This is a genomic window from Pseudophaeobacter sp. TrK17 (genome assembly GCF_042192375.1).
GTDB lineage: Bacteria > Pseudomonadota > Alphaproteobacteria > Rhodobacterales > Rhodobacteraceae > Pseudophaeobacter.
This window is the reverse complement of sequence record NZ_CP071700.1, coordinates 395,805-411,155: the sequence shown is the minus strand read 5'-3', so window position 1 is coordinate 411,155 and position 15,351 is coordinate 395,805. Positions and strand designations below refer to the sequence as shown.

Below are 15,351 nucleotides of genomic sequence, written 5' to 3'. Positions count from 1 at the left end.
AGAAACAGAACGTGGGTTTTGTGGAGGTGAGAATGGACAGAAACACCTGCATCGGTGCTGTCCGGGGAATGCTCGCGGGAACCGCAAGGTGATGTCCCACAGAATTTCTGGGGGAGTGTGAGCGGCACCCGTAGAGGGAACCGCTGGGGGATTTGTTTAGGTCAGCGGAGGGAGACCGCCGGGATATGCTGCATGGGCCTTCGCAAGGAAGCGTTCAGTCATCCACATGGGCAGCCGCTTGCCTTCGTTCAGGTATCGGAGGGCGAGGCGGTAATTCGCCTCCCGCCAGTCACGCATCCATTTGCGCTCGATAGCCTGTCTGCGAGCGTAAGCATTCCGCCAGCGCCTGTCTTCGGCCGGGTCGTCAACCTCATCGTCGAACAGGACGCGCTGCGGGCGCTGGACCTTAGCGGCGGAGATGACCTCGTCGGCTTCGAGGAGGCGCATGGCCTGTTCGAGAGTGGCGGGTCGTAACTCTCGCTTACCCTCGTTGAACGCCTTGATCGCACTGCGCAGCTTCTTCGCCTTATTCGAGCAGGCAGCGCCGCAGGTCAGCGAGGTGACGCGCTGGGCGGTGAACTTGCCCTCGCAGATTGGGCAAATGCGCTCGGTCATGCTGCTCACGCCTTTGTTTTGATGTCGTCAAACACTCCAGCGTTCGTCAGCTCGTTGAAGTGTATAACACCCTCTTCGGTCAGCATTGTCTGGCCAAAGCCCGCAACAGTATCACGGCGCTCAAAGAACTTGTCGGCATACTGGGCGCTGGGCATGTTCGTCGCCCGACCACGGGAGTAGAGATAGCCCATCTGGCGGAGCACCTTGCAGAACTTGTTCGGGCGCAGGCCCACTTGCTTAGCATACTCAGTCAGGCCGACCAGATCGACACGCTCAAAGCGCTTGTCGTGGTCATCGGCCTTGGGTGTCAGGGCTTCGATCTCGGCAGCCTGCGCTGCAATCTTGCGCTCCTTCGCTTCAAGCAGCAACTCATGCAGGCGTTCCATGTAGTCCGGGGCTGAAGGGTCGAGGTGCTCTTCACCGGCAACGTAGGAGCCTGTCTTGCAGATTGCTGGCAGGACCGTGGAGGTGACCCATTTGCGGAATGCCTTAGCTTCTGCTTTGCGGCTCTGGAAGATGAGGGCGTAAAGACCGCTTTCGGAGACAGTAATCAGGCCACGGTTCGGGGCGCTAACCTCCGCACTATGAAGTTTAGAACCGGGTACTGTCCCTCGCTCATCTTCATCCAGAGAAGCGACAGCACGGGACGGGTTCACGATGCCCAGCACGTCGCAAACATCTTTCGCAACAAACCACGGGGAACCGTCGCGGCTCACCACGCGGACCTGCTTGGTGTTGAAGTCGAATGATTGGGTTTCGGAGATGATATTTGTGATTGCGTTCATTGCACTTGTCCTTGTCAGTGTTTATTTGGTCGCGCCTCACAGCACGGAAAGGATGCCCGCAGGGCCTTGAGACAAGGACAACCTGCGACCAAACAGGGCGGCCCATTGGGCACCCTATCAGTGGTGTGAGGGGGGATTGGTCGATGGTGATGGAGGTGGAGAAGAAACTGCGCAGGCCCGTTAAGGGGCATGTTCAGGTAGACCAGAAGGGGCGCGCTCACGCGCTCTGGAAGACCACAGAAGGGCAGATCGTCTTATCATCCAACCTCAATCCACCATCCGGCGACAGCCGGTATAAAGCTTCATGGGAAATTTTATGTGAGAGGTTTATGTGAAGATGATGATAGAGATGATTGTTAACATTGAACCGTATTGGTCCCTTTAACATGAACCGTTAACAACGGCTTCGCCGTCCAGAATTGGTCTCCGCAGGGCCGTCATATCGGGGCCGTCACCTTCCCGATCTCATACCATGCCAGTGTAACGCGGTGGTCGCGTGAGTGACTGGGCTTCTGCGTGGCTGCTTGTCATCATCGCCAGCAGCTCGGCGTGTCCTTTCGTGTCTTCCTCTGTCTGAATGTGCGGGTTAATTATCTTGGGGGCCCTTTTTTCGGTCCTCCGCGTTGTCGCCCTGCGCCAACCTCGGTCAGCGGCAGCACGGCTTCTTTATCCGGAGGTGTGGGTTATTCCCTCCGCATGGTGTGTGTTATTCACCTAAGTTTTTGATATTGAAGCATCCTTTTGCCAAGGCTGTTCTGCATGGTCTGCTCTCGCTCTGTCCAAGCTGATATAGCCGAGACCCAGAGCCAGAACATGCAGCGTTGTTGAGGGCTTCGCCCTTGGAGATTGAGTTTGAAGATGATGTGGGTCTTCCACCCTAGCATGCTCGCTCGCATGGCCGTGATGGTTTCCCTTATAGTGGTGGGGGGACGTTTTTTGCCTCAGAGGGCTTCGGTGTCTCGATAGTCTTCTTCGCGCCGGGCATGGTGTAGGTGCCCGTCTTGCGGATGGCAGGGAGCACCTCGCCAGTTACCCATTGCTGAAACTCTTCGACCCCCTCGCGTGTTGAGTGAGCGCGCATCACTACGGTGTAAAGCCCGCGCTCGTTGATGAAGGTTCGATGCGGGTTGCCCCCCTTACCCTCGATAATTCCGAGGGTACGTGCATTGATTGTTTTGCGATCTACATCTTTCCGCAGACCGACAAGGTAGTGATTGACGCCTGAAGCGGTGACTTTGTAACCGAGCACGCGGCATACATCAGTGGCAAGGAACCACGGCTCGCCGTCGATCTCGACCACCCTCAAGTCCATTCCGTTGAAACTGTAGGTTGCCACTGCGGGTGCGCTGGGCTTGGCCTGGTCAGCAAATACTTCCACTTGTGGAACAGTTCCCTAAGTGGAATTTTATTTATTATTTACAATAACTTAGACTAATATTATGAACTTTTCACCCACAGCAAAAAGGACCAATCAAATGCAAATTAAAATCGAAGCAGTCTTCACCCGACGTTATCAATCTCTTCGCTTTGGTCGCTATGAAATCTGTCTTGATGGCGACTGGGAACTGGACGTAGATCGAAAGACCGTTTTTCAGGGCGATTGGGGAAAAGAAATCGTGTGGCGCATATTTGGGCGCAATCTGCACCTTGTCAGCCGCAAGATGGATGTTGTCGCGAACTGCGTTGTCGTTGAGACAAGCTGAGCAAACTGAACGCTTCCCCGGTGGTGAACCTGCCGGGGGCCGTTAGGGCAGCATAACAGCCTCCACACAGGCCCTCTTTTGGTCCTGAGACGCTTCCCGCGCATAGACGCCAAAGGTCACGTCCTGTTTGTCTGGGCGGTGGCCGATCACGTCCGCAATGGTTTCCTTAGACTGGCCCGCATGGCGCGCCTTGGTGGTGAACCAGCGACGGGCAGAATGGAAATTGACAAGTGAGCGCCTCACGCCCTCCCGGCTATCAGCAACCCCAACTGCCTCACGCCACCTTTTGAACCTTTTCCCGAAGGTATCAGACGGATTGCTTGCACTGGTCAGCTCATGGAACAGCATCTCCTGCGGTCCTTTGCCTGCCAAACGCTCCCGGACCATAGCCGCGAGGGTGCTGTGAACGGGCACCTTACGCGCAGCCGCTGCGGTCTTGCCGTGCTGGATGTCGAAGAACAGCTCTCCGCCTTCCTCCACAACCTCTTGCACCCACAAGGTGACAATCTCAGCTTGGCGCATACCTGATAGCAAAGAGGTCAACAGAACGTCCTTCATCACCTGTGCGTCAGCGGCCTTGAACGGGTATTCTGCGGTGATGAGGGCTTTGACCTCATCGTCAGTGAAAGGCCTTTCTTCGGCGCTCTGCGCGCCTCGTTCGACACGCTTCCCCTTTTTCTCTATCGCTTGATCGTTCCAAGGCCAGCCGGAATTTACAGCTTCCCCTGCGGGTGGTGTGACGTGCCCCCTGCGTGCAAGGTAAATCCAATACTGGCGTAATGCGGAAAGGTGCTTGCCTTGTGTGACGTGGTGTTTCCCGTCCAGAAACTCAGCGGCGTATTGCCCTGCCAAGCGCCTATCCACACGGTCCAGCATTTTCCCCTTCTCGCGGCACCAACGGGCAAACATCATGATAATCCCGCGCCTCTCATTGGTGGTCTTAGGGGCCAGCTCTGCGAGGGTCAGATAGGTCTCAAGGTGGCGCTCGATCTCCACCTTACCCGCCATTGCATCCTCGAAGGCTTTGCGCTGGGCAGGCCGCATGGCTTCTGCTTCAGCTTCTGCTGCGGTGATGATGAGGTGGCGCTCATCTGCATCCTCTGACGCTTCCAGCGCAGCGCGCGTAACGGTGCCCCTATCGGCTGGCGGCAGGGCTGCCCTCCTTACGCCACTACTATCCCCCCAGCCATCCAGAGTGAGGGAGAGCCTGCGGCCTGTTTTGATCTCATCGAACTGGGCGCTTGTGACCCGCTCGATTTCATCTCGCTTTCGCTTTGCCTCCGCAATGTCAGAGGTGCGCAGATTGATGAGGATAAACTTTGGCCCGCCTGTCACCTTATGGACAGCCTTAGGGATGCCCTGACGGTACCACCAAACGTTGCCCCTGAGGGAGAGTAAGCGCTCAGAGCGGTTGGATTTTACAGCCATATCAGCACCTCATTGACCAACGTCATTGACCAATTGCTACTCTGGAAGCATATGATATTCAACGATTAAAATTACTTAGCGGGTGTTGGTGGAGCTTCCCTTCGTCTCCGCCACCACACCTATTTGAATTATTTTCAATGACTTAGGTGTTGGCATTGACCAATAGAAGAATCTCCGAGCACCGTGGCATTTGATCGCCTAGAATGGTCAGTGTGAGCGATTTCGTTTCTTTGATGACATCGTTAGCTTCTTGAGAACGACATAAAGCGGGCAGTACAGATGTTGCGAGCGGGAGCCGCAGTGTTTGCAGCCCCCGCGTGGCGAAGAGATCAACATCCTCCGTAGTTTTTCCGCCCGCTAGACGTGATCGTGTATGTGCTTCCGCGCGGTCCCACATAGCAGCGGCTTCGGGTTCGTTTAGCCACGTTCTGGGCGCGCTCGGTGGCCTTACGCTGAACCTCTTGGTTGCGCTTCAGGGTGTAATCACGGGCAACGCCTATCTGGCGGCCGTTCAGTAGTCTTACGCTGCATGCGCATTGGGATAAGCAGCCCTTCGCCGCATGTGCAGCCGCTAAACGTCACCAAAGGAGACCACTGCGGACATTGCGGCCATTCACTCCGGTTGGGTCAACGTCTGTTTTTGAATAAATGAAGCGGGCCATCTTTCTCCCTCTCCGAGTTGCCCGTTATCGCGTAATGCGCTCCGCAGATGTTGAAAACATTACGACCGACTTTCCGTCTACCTGCCTCAACCCACAACTTTCCAGCATCGCGCGCGAAGGTGCATTGTCCTGAGCAACAAACTCCATCGTCGAGTCCGCTCCCAGCTCAGTGATGGCGGCAAGGTTGCAAAGCGCATCCATGTATTTACCTAACCCAAGACCGCGCAGCGTAGGGTCGACTGCGATCAGGCCGACCCATGCTGAATTATAGAACGGGCTGTGACGGTTGTGGGTCATGGCTGCGAAACCGGCCGCGACAATACAGCCATCGATATTTTGAAGTGCGAGAAGCTGTGCTTGGAAGAGCGTCCCAAGCAGAGCATCCGCCGAAAAGGGAGAAACACCCTGATTTGTCAGGAAGCCCTGCACTTCGTGGACCTTCTGAGGCGTCAATTCACCATCGGTCACACGCCGAAGGCCCTCCGGAAGTGGGGCTTCGACGATCTTCCCACATAGGTCGCGGATAGCCTGGGCGTCTGCCATGAACAGGTCCCAAAAATGTAGATTTGGATCGAATTCGCTGAGTTCCTTTTTCGCGGTTTCGACGGTCACTTGGTCGGCACCGCGCAGCGTTACAAAGCCCTCGTTGGACATGACTTTTTGTAAGTAACTCCAACCCAACGCTGTCGGGTCGTCGCTCGAAAACGTGCGTGCATGGACCACCGCTCCTGGCATGTCGATGAGGTCGGCCACCTGCTCATCCCTTGCCTTTTGAAGTGCTTGGATTTTCGGCTCACCGTAATAAGGAGAGAGGGCTTTAGTCATTCCGAATGCATCTTATGTCAGCTTGTCTACCAGAATCGCGTTGAGCGTCGATCCTGTCCGACGCAGGACTGCCAGTTCTTGGAACTCTTTTGACGCCCAGAAATCTCTCGCGAAAATGCGGTCTGGAAACTCAATGATGAAAGCAGCGTCTGGCAGCACGTTCTCACCCTCCATTGCCTCCGGATTACCGCCTCGCACCAGAAAATGTCCGTTATGCCGCGCTACGACTGTGGGAATTTTCGAGAAGTAGTCGTCCTTCCAGCCGCGACTATGGATCTGCATTTGGCCAATTATGAATGCCGCCATTGCTGCTCCTCTTGTCGACAAAAAAGTGTGTTGAGGCTTAGCGTGCCATTGCATGCCTGAGCATGTCAAACTGCGTGTGACCTGCTCGCCCCTCCGACAGTGCTCAAAAACCTGGCATTCACGCGCAGTGCAGCATCGGCCAAATGGTGTTAAAGCCGCCTTGCGGCGATGTAGCGTGTGGTTTTTCCCCGAACGCTCTGTCGCCGGTCAGATCGGTAGACCTAGTAGACGGCTGTGAGCCAATTTAGACTGACGAGCATCTCGACGCCAATGTCCGCTTCGACGCTTGACAGATGATTGCAACCTTCCCGATAGTGCAGGAGTGTTGTCGATTTCCCCCCGGGCCTTAGAACCGCCTGCTTGGCGGGACTCAACACGCCAACGTTACTGCGCAGATCACCTAAATAGATGGGTCCTCCATTATGCTTCGTTACGTCTCAGTTATAGCCAGCTTGATCGTGGCTTGTATTACAAGCAATGCAACCGCTTTGGAGCTCCCCAACCCAGCCGCTAAATTTTGCACTGAACAAGGCGGGGCATATTTCCTCGCAGAGGATGCCGCTGGCCAACGCGGGATTTGTACCCTCGCCGACGGCAGTGAGGTCGACGCTTGGGCGTATTTCCGGGAGCAACATGCCTCTGCTGTGGAGAGCAGTCTGATTGCCGACCAAATTTGGCTGGGCGGCCCAATCCTGACCATGAACGATGATGCGATGCGCGTTGAAGCGTTGGCAGAAAAAGACGGTGAGATTATCGGCGTTGGTAACGCGGACGACGTAATGGCCTTTCAGGGCCCTGAGACTGAGATCATTGATCTGGCAGGCCGCACCTTGATCCCCGGTTTCGTGGATGCCCACGGCCATGTGTTCATGATCGGCATTCAGGCTCTGTCGGCCAACATGCTGCCCGCGCCTGATGGCACGGTGAATGACATCCCCACGTTGCAGCAGGTGCTGCGAGACTTTGCCAAAGCCCAACCCGAGCGTGTCGGTGCCGCAGGTCTGATCCTTGGCTTCGGCTATGACGACGCACAGCTTGCCGAGCAGCGTCACCCGACGCGAGATGAACTTGACACTGTCTCAACCGAGATACCGGTCTATGTCGTTCACCAGTCCGGTCACCTTGGCGTTGCGAACTCCAAGGCGCTGGAACTGGCGGGCATCACCGCTGACACGCCAGACCCCGCAGGCGGTGTGATCCGGCGGCGCGAAGGCAGCTCCGAGCCCAACGGCGTACTGGAAGAAAACGCGGCAACTGTTGTGATTGGCGGCTTGCTGGGCGGACTGGATCAACAGGCCAACCGCGCGATTTTCCGCGCTGGCGTCGAATTGATCTCCTCTTTCGGATACACCACAGCGCAGGAAGGGCGCTCGATCCCCGCTGTGGCAAACCTGATGCAGGCGGTCGCCACCGAGGAAGGGCTTGACATAGATGTGGTGACCTATCCCGATGTGTTGGTGGACCGCGACTATATTCAGGCGAAGCACTCCCGCAACTATACAGACCGTTTCCGCGTCGGAGGCGCAAAGCTGACCATCGACGGCTCTCCGCAAGGCTTCACTGCGCTGCGCGACCGCCCGTATTTCAAACCGCCCGAAGGATTTCGGGTTGACTATGCAGGCTATGCATCGGCATCGAATAACCAGGTCTTTGACGCCATCGATTGGGCATTCGAAAATGATGTTCAAATCCTTGTACACGCCAATGGTGAGGGCGCGTCGGATATTTTGATCGGCGCCATCGACACCGCGACGCAAACGCACGGGCCAGCCGACCGCCGCCCGGTTCTGATCCACGGGCAATTCATGCGCGAAGATCAGGTGGATGCCTATAACCGACTGGATGTTTTCCCGTCCTTGTTTCCCATGCACACTTTCTATTGGGGCGATTGGCACCGTGATCGCACGGTTGGTCCCGTGGCAGCGGATAACATTTCGCCCACCGGATGGGTGCGCGAACGTGGCATGATGTTTTCCAGTCACCATGATGCGCCTGTGGCTTTTCCCGACAGTATGCGCATTCTTGATGCCACCGTGACCCGTCGGTCGCGCTCAAACGACATCATCGGTCCGGCGCAGCGGGTCGATGTGCTGACGGCACTCAAATCCCTTACGATTTGGCCCGCCTATCAGCATTTCGAAGAGGGTAGCAAAGGATCGCTAGAGGTCGGTAAACTTGCCGATCTGGTTATTCTGTCCAAAGACCCCACAGCGATTGACCCCGAAACGCTCGATACCATCGTGGTGCTGGAAACGATCAAGCAAGGCGATACAATCTATGAAGCCAGTCAGCGCGAGGGCCGTCTGAACTATCGCCCCCGCAACGACGGCACGGACCCTTATGCCGATTTTCTGCGCATCTTCACCGTGTCACACGAAATGCAGGGCGCCCCAAGATCGTTCAACGCGATGCGTCCTTCACTTTTCGCGACTGCACCGCATTCCGGTGCCTGTATAGCGCGCACTTTGAGCGATATCATGACCGCTTCGCTGGTGACGGAGAGCTCTGGCAAAGAGTAGCTAGAGCAAAGAAGGTCTTCCCCCCCTCTCTGGACGCTCCAAGGAAGGGACCACTCACCGTCATTCTGCCCCTATCCGAAGAACACCCCACGCCCCTGCCAGAACGCCTCTGCAAGGCAGCGGCGCCGTATCGGTTGAAGTAAAAAGTCCGGGAGCTCCACTAAAGGACCGCATTGCGCAGGATAGCGACATTAGTAAAATTATGGGATCATCAAGAACGGCCTGTACCGGGCGGGGTGACCTTCGCCGCGGTGCAATAGGTTGGGAGGTATGGGCTCGCCCCCGCACCTGATCACCGTCGCCAGATTACGCCAGGCAGCCCAAGCAGAATTACCTCATAAATTTTTGATAAGAGAGAGCAAAGGTTCTTTCGACACCGGCTTTGCCAGCACCTCATCCATGCCCGCTGACAGGTAGTGGTTCAGCTGCTCCGGCATCGCGTTCGCGGTCACGGCCACAATGAAACTTGGCTCACGGCCAATCTCCTGTTCAATGCAGCGGATTTTCTGCGTGGTTTCCACACCGTCCATTTCCGGCATCTGAATATCCATCAAGATGACATCAAAAGCAAATGAGCGCGCCAGATCGATTGCCTCAGGTCCGCTGGAGACGGATTTGACCCGACATACGGAAGAAAGAAACTTCTGTAGGATCAGCCTGTTGGTCTTGTTGTCATCGACCACAAGGACATCCACGGCCGTAGGTTCCGGAGCCGAAGCCGACCGCAAGACGGGCTGCGTTTCTGCCTTCGGTTCATCGGTGGCCGGCAACAGCGGCAGTCTTATTTCGAAAGTTGCCCCCTGCTCAACGCCGGTTGCCAATTGTAGGCTACCCCCCATCAGATGGCAAAGCTGTCGAGATATCGAAAGCCCAAGACCTGTACCGCCGAATTTGCGGGCATCGCTGCCATCCGCCTGCTGGAAGGGTTGAAAGATCGTGTCCCGGGCTTCCCGTGACACGCCTGGTCCTGTGTCGCTGACACGAACCAGCAGGAGCGCGCCGTTATCTGCGGGCTCTGCAGTGAGCGTGACGCTGCCAGTTTGGGTGAATTTGACCGCGTTGGATACGAGGTTGTGCAGCACCTGACGAAACCGGTGATCGTCACCAATAATGGCCTTTGGCAAATCTTCGTGTATTTCTACACTGAGGCTTAAACCCTTTTCGTTGGCCCTTGCGGAAAAGAGAGCACGCGCTCCTTCCAGCGCAATCCCGAGCGCAAATGGTCTGTTTTCCAGCGTCATCTTTCCGGCTTCGATCTTTGACAGATCAAGGACATCCCCAATCGTCGTAAGCAAGATCTGACCCGAATCTTCGATGGCCTGCAGAAATTCGCGCTGTTCTTCATCTAGCGTGGTTTCGCTCAGGACTGCCGCCATTCCAAGCACACCATTGAGTGGTGTACGGATTTCATGGCTGACATTGGCAAGGAAGTGCGTCTTCGCGCGGTTGGCGGATTCGGCATGCGCCAGTGCTTCACGAAGGACCTCGGCGGAGCGTTCTCTTTCGGTGATGTCGACCAGTGAGATAGACCAGCCCAGCAGGGGAATCTGGGACTGGATCGGGCTGTCAATCGGAACCGCGCGTGGGTCAAAGACACGTCCACCAATCCTGATCGGTGTAGCGCTATTGATATCTCCGTCAACTATGAGATCTTTCAGCAGCGGCCCGATTCCTTCCAAGTGTTCGAGAGTTGCGCCATGTTTCGGAAGCTGATGGCTGAAAAAATCTTTGGCTGCAGGATTGGCACTGACAAAATGACCGCCCGCATCCACTAGGATCACGGGATCCTGGCTGGCGTAGAACATAAGGATCCGACCCTGGGCAGCCGTATCCATCATCGAATTATTCACAAGCAGCCAGCTCAAAGCGATGAGTGAAACTGCAAATGTAAACGGTGTCGGGTCGAAGCCAAAAACCGTCACACCCCAGCCGATATAGGCCAGATTGGCCGCCACTGGAGCTGCCGTGATGATGATCAAGGCGCCCATGAAGGGGCGGATGACTTTTTTCGCCTTTAGAAAGACAAAAGTAAGCAGGCCCAAAGCGGCAATCAGAAATATGTATAGAATCGCGGCAACCGCAAAGAAGAGCGGTCCGTGGTCAAATATCACGAAGCTATTGCCGCCCTCTGTCACAAGCCGGGTGTCTGGGCCATAAAGCAGGTGCGTCCAGCGGTTTGTAACGGCGATAACGCTTACCAGGCCTGGCAGGCCAATATAGGCTATAATCCGAACCGGTCGGCGGATCCGGCGCTTGCTCATCGAGTAGTCGAAGACAAAGAATGTCCACGCGATAGGCACCAGTACGATTCCAGGCCAGGCAGCCAAGGACCACCCGACTTTGCAGGTTTCGCTTTGCGAAGCCAGATCGAATACCACAGTGAAAAGCCACCACAGCATCGCTGCCAAGGTCAGAACAAAGGAGAGCTGACCGGCAAAGGGAATATTTCGTGCAATCCGGACTAGAACAACCGAGCAGACAGCCAACAGGGCAGCCGCGGCGCCGGAAGCCAAGTTGACGTCTAAATTCGCAAGACAATTCATAGCCTACCTCGGCAGCTTGGGTTTGCAGTCCGGTAAGCAAAGCGCTGGAAATGCATTGGATATTCTTAAAACCAAAGATGTGGGTTTATTACAACCTGCATATGAAAGCGAAATTATTGCTGTAGTGTTAAAAGTGCGGGCCTAGAATGTGATATTGCTTTAGCCGACGTTGCTGCGCAGCGCAGCATCTGGGTCTCGGTCTGCCAGGGCGTAAACGTCCGCTTTTTCCTGTAAGGCAGCGCCCCCTTCGCAACGCAGCAAACGGCAGCGCTCCGCCCGACCTGCATGAGCCCCATTGAACCAGGCAGGCAGACAGCGGGTCTGCTTTGGGCTGTTAGCCGCCCTACTGCCTCTTTGCCCTTTTGATAGTTTTTTGCGTGGTGATCGCCTTTCTAAGCGTTACGGCAGTGTTGCTTGTTCAACACAGCACTTTTCCGTCCCATTTGCTTCCAGAGTGCTTCCAGCGCGTTTAGCACAACGCGAACAGCCCCGCCGAGGCGGGGTTTAAGATACTACTGATATTGTTTTAGTAATTATTGGTTGCGGGAGTAGGATTTGAACCTACGACCTTCAGGTTATGAGCCTGACGAGCTACCGGGCTGCTCCATCCCGCGACAGTTATGATGTCCTAGCGCTTTGCTACTTGAGGACGATTTGTCCTAGTAGTTAGCGTTTATGTTATCGTTTTTGAGTTTTGGATTTTACTAGGTTTGGCAGTGACCTACTCTCCCACGCCTTAAGACGCAGTACCATTGGCGCAAAGGCACTTAACTTCCGGGTTCGGGATGGGACCGGGTGTTTTGCTCTCGCTATCGCCACCAAACCAAGAAAAATCCAAGAACCTGCGGTTCTTGGATTTTTTTGGTTGGCGGTCGGCAGGGTATTTGCATGGCAAATGCCCGAGAGACCGCACCCCAGTTATGTCACGAGGACATTTCCAAGATCGCAGGGAAACAATCAACACTGACGACTTTACGTTAGTAAAGTCTGTCACGCAGCAGGCAGTGCAAATGCACGTTGCTGCACCTTTGTTATGTCACAAGTCATGTGGTGCTTATTTGGTTCTTGGCTGTCTATTACTAGATCAGATCAAGCCAATCGGGCGATTAGTACCAGTCAACTGAACGTGTTACCACGCTTACATCTCTGGCCTATTGACGAGGTGGTCTACCTCGGCCCTCAGGGATACCTTGTTTTGAGGGGGGCTTCCCGCTTAGATGCCTTCAGCGGTTATCCTGTCCGAACATAGCTACCCAGCACTGCCGTTGGCACGACAACTGGTCCACCAGTGGTTCGTTCACCCCGGTCCTCTCGTACTAGGGGCAACTCCTCTCAAGTATCCTACACCCACGGCAGATAGGGACCGAACTGTCTCACGACGTTCTAAACCCAGCTCACGTACCTCTTTAAACGGCGAACAGCCGTACCCTTGGGACCTGCTCCAGCCCCAGGATGAGATGAGCCGACATCGAGGTGCCAAACACTGCCGTCGATATGGACTCTTGGGCAGTATCAGCCTGTTATCCCCGGCGTACCTTTTATCCGTTGAGCGATGGCCCTTCCACTCGGGACCACCGGATCACTATGGCCGACTTTCGTCTCTGCTCGACTTGTCAGTCTCGCAGTCAGGCTGGCTTTTGCCATTGCACTCAACGAGCGATTTCCGACCGCTCTGAGCCAACCTTCGCGCGCCTCCGTTACGCTTTAGGAGGCGACCGCCCCAGTCAAACTACCCGCCACGCAGGGTCCCGGATCCGGATAACGGACCGCGGTTAGACATCAAGAGTGCGAAGGGTGGTATCTCAAGGGAGGCTCCACCGAGACTAGCGTCTCGGTTTCGATGCCTACCACCTATCCTGCACGTCACAATCCTGATGCCAGTGCGAAGCTGTAGTAAAGGTGCACGGGGTCTTTCCGTCTAACCGCGGGAAGCCTGCATCTTGACAGGCAATTCAATTTCGCTGAGTCGATGTTGGAGACAGCGGGGAAGTCGTTACGCCATTCGTGCAGGTCGGAACTTACCCGACAAGGAATTTCGCTACCTTAGGACCGTTATAGTTACGGCCGCCGTTTACCTGGGCTTCAATTCAGAGCTCTCACCCCTCCTTTTAACCTTCAGGCACCGGGCAGGCGTCAGACCCTATACGTCGTCTTGCGACTTCGCAGAGCCCTGTGTTTTTAATAAACAGTCGCCACCCCCTGGTTTGTGCCCCCGGATTCCACTTGCGTAGGACCCGGGCCTCCTTCTCGCGAACTTACGGAGGTATTTTGCCGAGTTCCTTCAACATCGTTCTCTCAAGCGCCTTGGTATTCTCTACCAGTCCACCTGTGTCGGTTTAGGGTACGATCTTATAGAGGGGCTATTTCCAGGAACCGCTCAGCTGCTCATTCAATCCAATAAGGATGAACAACACCTGCGATCCGTCACCACCTCATGGCCCAGGAATATTAACCTGGTTCCCATCGACTACGCCTTTCGGCCTCGCCTTAGGGGTCGGCTTACCCTGCTCAGATTAGCTTTAAGCAGGAACCCTTGGACTTTCGGCGAGAGTGTCTCTCACACTCTTTGTCGCTACTCATGTCATCATTCTCGCTAGTGATCTCTCCACGGGATCGCTCACGCGCCCGCTTCATCGAAAGCTCCGTGTCTCCAATCCTACCGAAGTAGGTAAGGAGACATGGAACTATGTCACACTACGCTCTGCTACCATGCACTATGTGCATCCTCAGCTTCGGCTCATGGCTTGAGCCCCGTTACATCTTCGCCGCAGGACGTCTTAATTAGACCAGTGAGCTGTTACGCTATCTTTAAAAGATGGCTGCTTCTAAGCCAACTTCCTGGTTGTTTTGGACATCCCACCTGCTTTCCCACTTAGCCATGAATTAGGGGCCTTAGCTGGAGGTCAGGGTTGTTTCCCTCTCCACTACGGACGTTAGCATCCGCAGTGTGTCTGCCGTATAGTACTCCCGGGTATTCGGAGTTTGGTTAGGATCAGTAAGACGGTGAGTCCCCATTACCCATCCAGTGCTCTACCCCCCGGGGTATTCGTACGACGCTCTACCTAAATAGATTTCGCAGAGAACCAGCTATCTCCGAGTTTGATTGGCCTTTCACCCCTAGGCACAGCTCATCCCGATCTTTTTCAACAGATGTGGGTTCGGTCCTCCAGTGCATGTTACTGCACCTTCAACCTGGCCATGCCTAGATCACTCGGTTTCGGGTCTGATCCCACGAACTCATGCGCCCTATTAAGACTCGCTTTCGCTGCGCCTACACCTAACGGTTTAAGCTTGCTCGTGAGACCAAGTCGATGACCCATTATACAAAAGGTACGCTGTCAGGCCGCAAGGGCCCTCCAACTGATTGTAGGCGTTCGGTTTCAGGTACTGTTTCACTCCCCTCGTCGGGGTGCTTTTCACCTTTCCCTCACGGTACTGGTTCACTATCGGTCAGTAAGGAGTACTTAGCCTTCGAAGGTGGTCCTCCGATCTTCAGACAGAATTTCACGTGTTCCGCCCTACTTAATACGTCCTATCATGTTTCGAATACGGGACTATCACCCGCTATGGTCCTGCTTCCCAACAGGTTCTTCTCACACTCAAGGCTCGGCTGGTCCCCGTTCGCTCGCCGCTACTAGGGGAGTATCAATTGATTTCCTTTCCTCCGGGTACTTAGATGTTTCAGTTCCCCGGGTTTGCTCTTATAAACCTATGTATTCAGTTCATAAGTACCTGGTTAAGAACATTATTGGCTACCGAAGTAACAATAATGAACTTTCAGGTGGGTTGCCCCATTCAGAAATTCATGGATCAAAGCTTATTCTCAGCTCCCCATGACTTATCGCAGAGTATCACGTCTTTCATCGCCTCTTACTGCCAAGGCATTCACCAAACGCCCTTCTCGCGCTTGATCTGATCCAGAAATAGATAGCCTAAACCATCAGGATCCAGCCGCTGGTAAGTAG

General features: G+C 54.9%; 9 protein-coding genes, 1 tRNA gene, 2 rRNA genes and 1 pseudogene. 3 read left to right on the top strand and 10 right to left on the bottom strand.

Features of this window, described 5'->3' with window-relative positions; genetic code table 11:
* Positions 1 to 156: 156 nt before the first annotated feature.
* The 3 genes from JZI28_RS02010 to JZI28_RS02000 all read right to left on the bottom strand — a co-directional run bounded on the left by JZI28_RS02010 (position 157) and on the right by JZI28_RS02000 (position 2,778).
* Positions 157 to 615, bottom strand: a complete 459-nt coding sequence (locus JZI28_RS02010; protein ID WP_375699065.1) for a hypothetical protein — start codon at positions 613 to 615, stop codon at positions 157 to 159.
* Positions 616 to 620: 5 nt separating this feature from the next.
* The gene (locus JZI28_RS02005) at positions 621 to 1,400 is read right to left on the bottom strand and encodes a BRO family protein (protein WP_375699064.1); all 780 of its coding nucleotides are present in this window, start codon (positions 1,398 to 1,400) and stop codon (positions 621 to 623) included.
* A gap of 913 nt (positions 1,401 to 2,313) precedes the next feature.
* Positions 2,314 to 2,778 carry a Bro-N domain-containing protein gene (locus JZI28_RS02000; RefSeq protein WP_375699063.1) on the bottom strand — a complete coding sequence of 155 codons (465 nt, stop codon included), beginning with the start codon at positions 2,776 to 2,778 and terminating at the stop codon, positions 2,314 to 2,316.
* A 97-nt stretch (positions 2,779 to 2,875) separates the two neighbouring features.
* Between JZI28_RS02000 and JZI28_RS01995 the strand changes: the two genes are divergently transcribed.
* On the top strand, positions 2,876 to 3,103 hold the full coding sequence (locus JZI28_RS01995) for a hypothetical protein (RefSeq protein WP_375699062.1): 228 nt from the start codon (positions 2,876 to 2,878) through the stop codon (positions 3,101 to 3,103).
* 42 nt (positions 3,104 to 3,145) lie between these two features.
* Here JZI28_RS01995 and JZI28_RS01990 read toward each other — a convergent pair whose 3' ends face one another.
* From JZI28_RS01990 to JZI28_RS01980, 3 genes are all read right to left on the bottom strand, one after another.
* Entirely contained in the window at positions 3,146 to 4,531 is a 1,386-nt protein-coding gene (locus JZI28_RS01990; protein ID WP_375699061.1) for a tyrosine-type recombinase/integrase, read from the bottom strand.
* A 686-nt stretch (positions 4,532 to 5,217) separates the two neighbouring features.
* Positions 5,218 to 6,018: a GNAT family N-acetyltransferase gene (locus tag JZI28_RS01985; protein WP_375699060.1), complete on the bottom strand. Its 801-nt coding sequence runs from the start codon at positions 6,016 to 6,018 to the stop codon at positions 5,218 to 5,220.
* 12 nt (positions 6,019 to 6,030) lie between these two features.
* The gene (locus JZI28_RS01980; RefSeq protein WP_375699059.1) at positions 6,031 to 6,324 is read right to left on the bottom strand and encodes a DUF1330 domain-containing protein; all 294 of its coding nucleotides are present in this window, start codon (positions 6,322 to 6,324) and stop codon (positions 6,031 to 6,033) included.
* 422 nt (positions 6,325 to 6,746) lie between these two features.
* Here JZI28_RS01980 and JZI28_RS01975 point away from each other — a divergent pair.
* A pseudogene (locus JZI28_RS01975) lies at positions 6,747 to 6,896 on the top strand (DUF333 domain-containing protein); the annotation flags it as partial.
* A 72-nt stretch (positions 6,897 to 6,968) separates the two neighbouring features.
* The gene (locus JZI28_RS01970) at positions 6,969 to 8,843 is read left to right on the top strand and encodes an amidohydrolase (protein WP_375700063.1); all 1,875 of its coding nucleotides are present in this window, start codon (positions 6,969 to 6,971) and stop codon (positions 8,841 to 8,843) included.
* Positions 8,844 to 9,178: 335 nt separating this feature from the next.
* On the opposite strand, the gene JZI28_RS01965 is transcribed toward JZI28_RS01970, so the two are convergent.
* From JZI28_RS01965 to JZI28_RS01950, 4 genes are all read right to left on the bottom strand, one after another.
* Complete coding sequence (locus JZI28_RS01965; RefSeq protein WP_375699058.1) at positions 9,179 to 11,386, bottom strand: histidine kinase N-terminal 7TM domain-containing protein; 2,208 nt, start codon at positions 11,384 to 11,386, stop codon at positions 9,179 to 9,181.
* 537 nt (positions 11,387 to 11,923) lie between these two features.
* Positions 11,924 to 12,000, bottom strand: a tRNA-Met gene (locus JZI28_RS01960).
* Positions 12,001 to 12,094: 94 nt separating this feature from the next.
* Positions 12,095 to 12,209 (bottom strand): 5S ribosomal RNA (gene rrf / locus JZI28_RS01955).
* 262 nt (positions 12,210 to 12,471) lie between these two features.
* Positions 12,472 to 15,299: ribosomal RNA gene (locus JZI28_RS01950) — 23S ribosomal RNA — on the bottom strand.
* Positions 15,300 to 15,351: the final 52 nt, after the last annotated feature.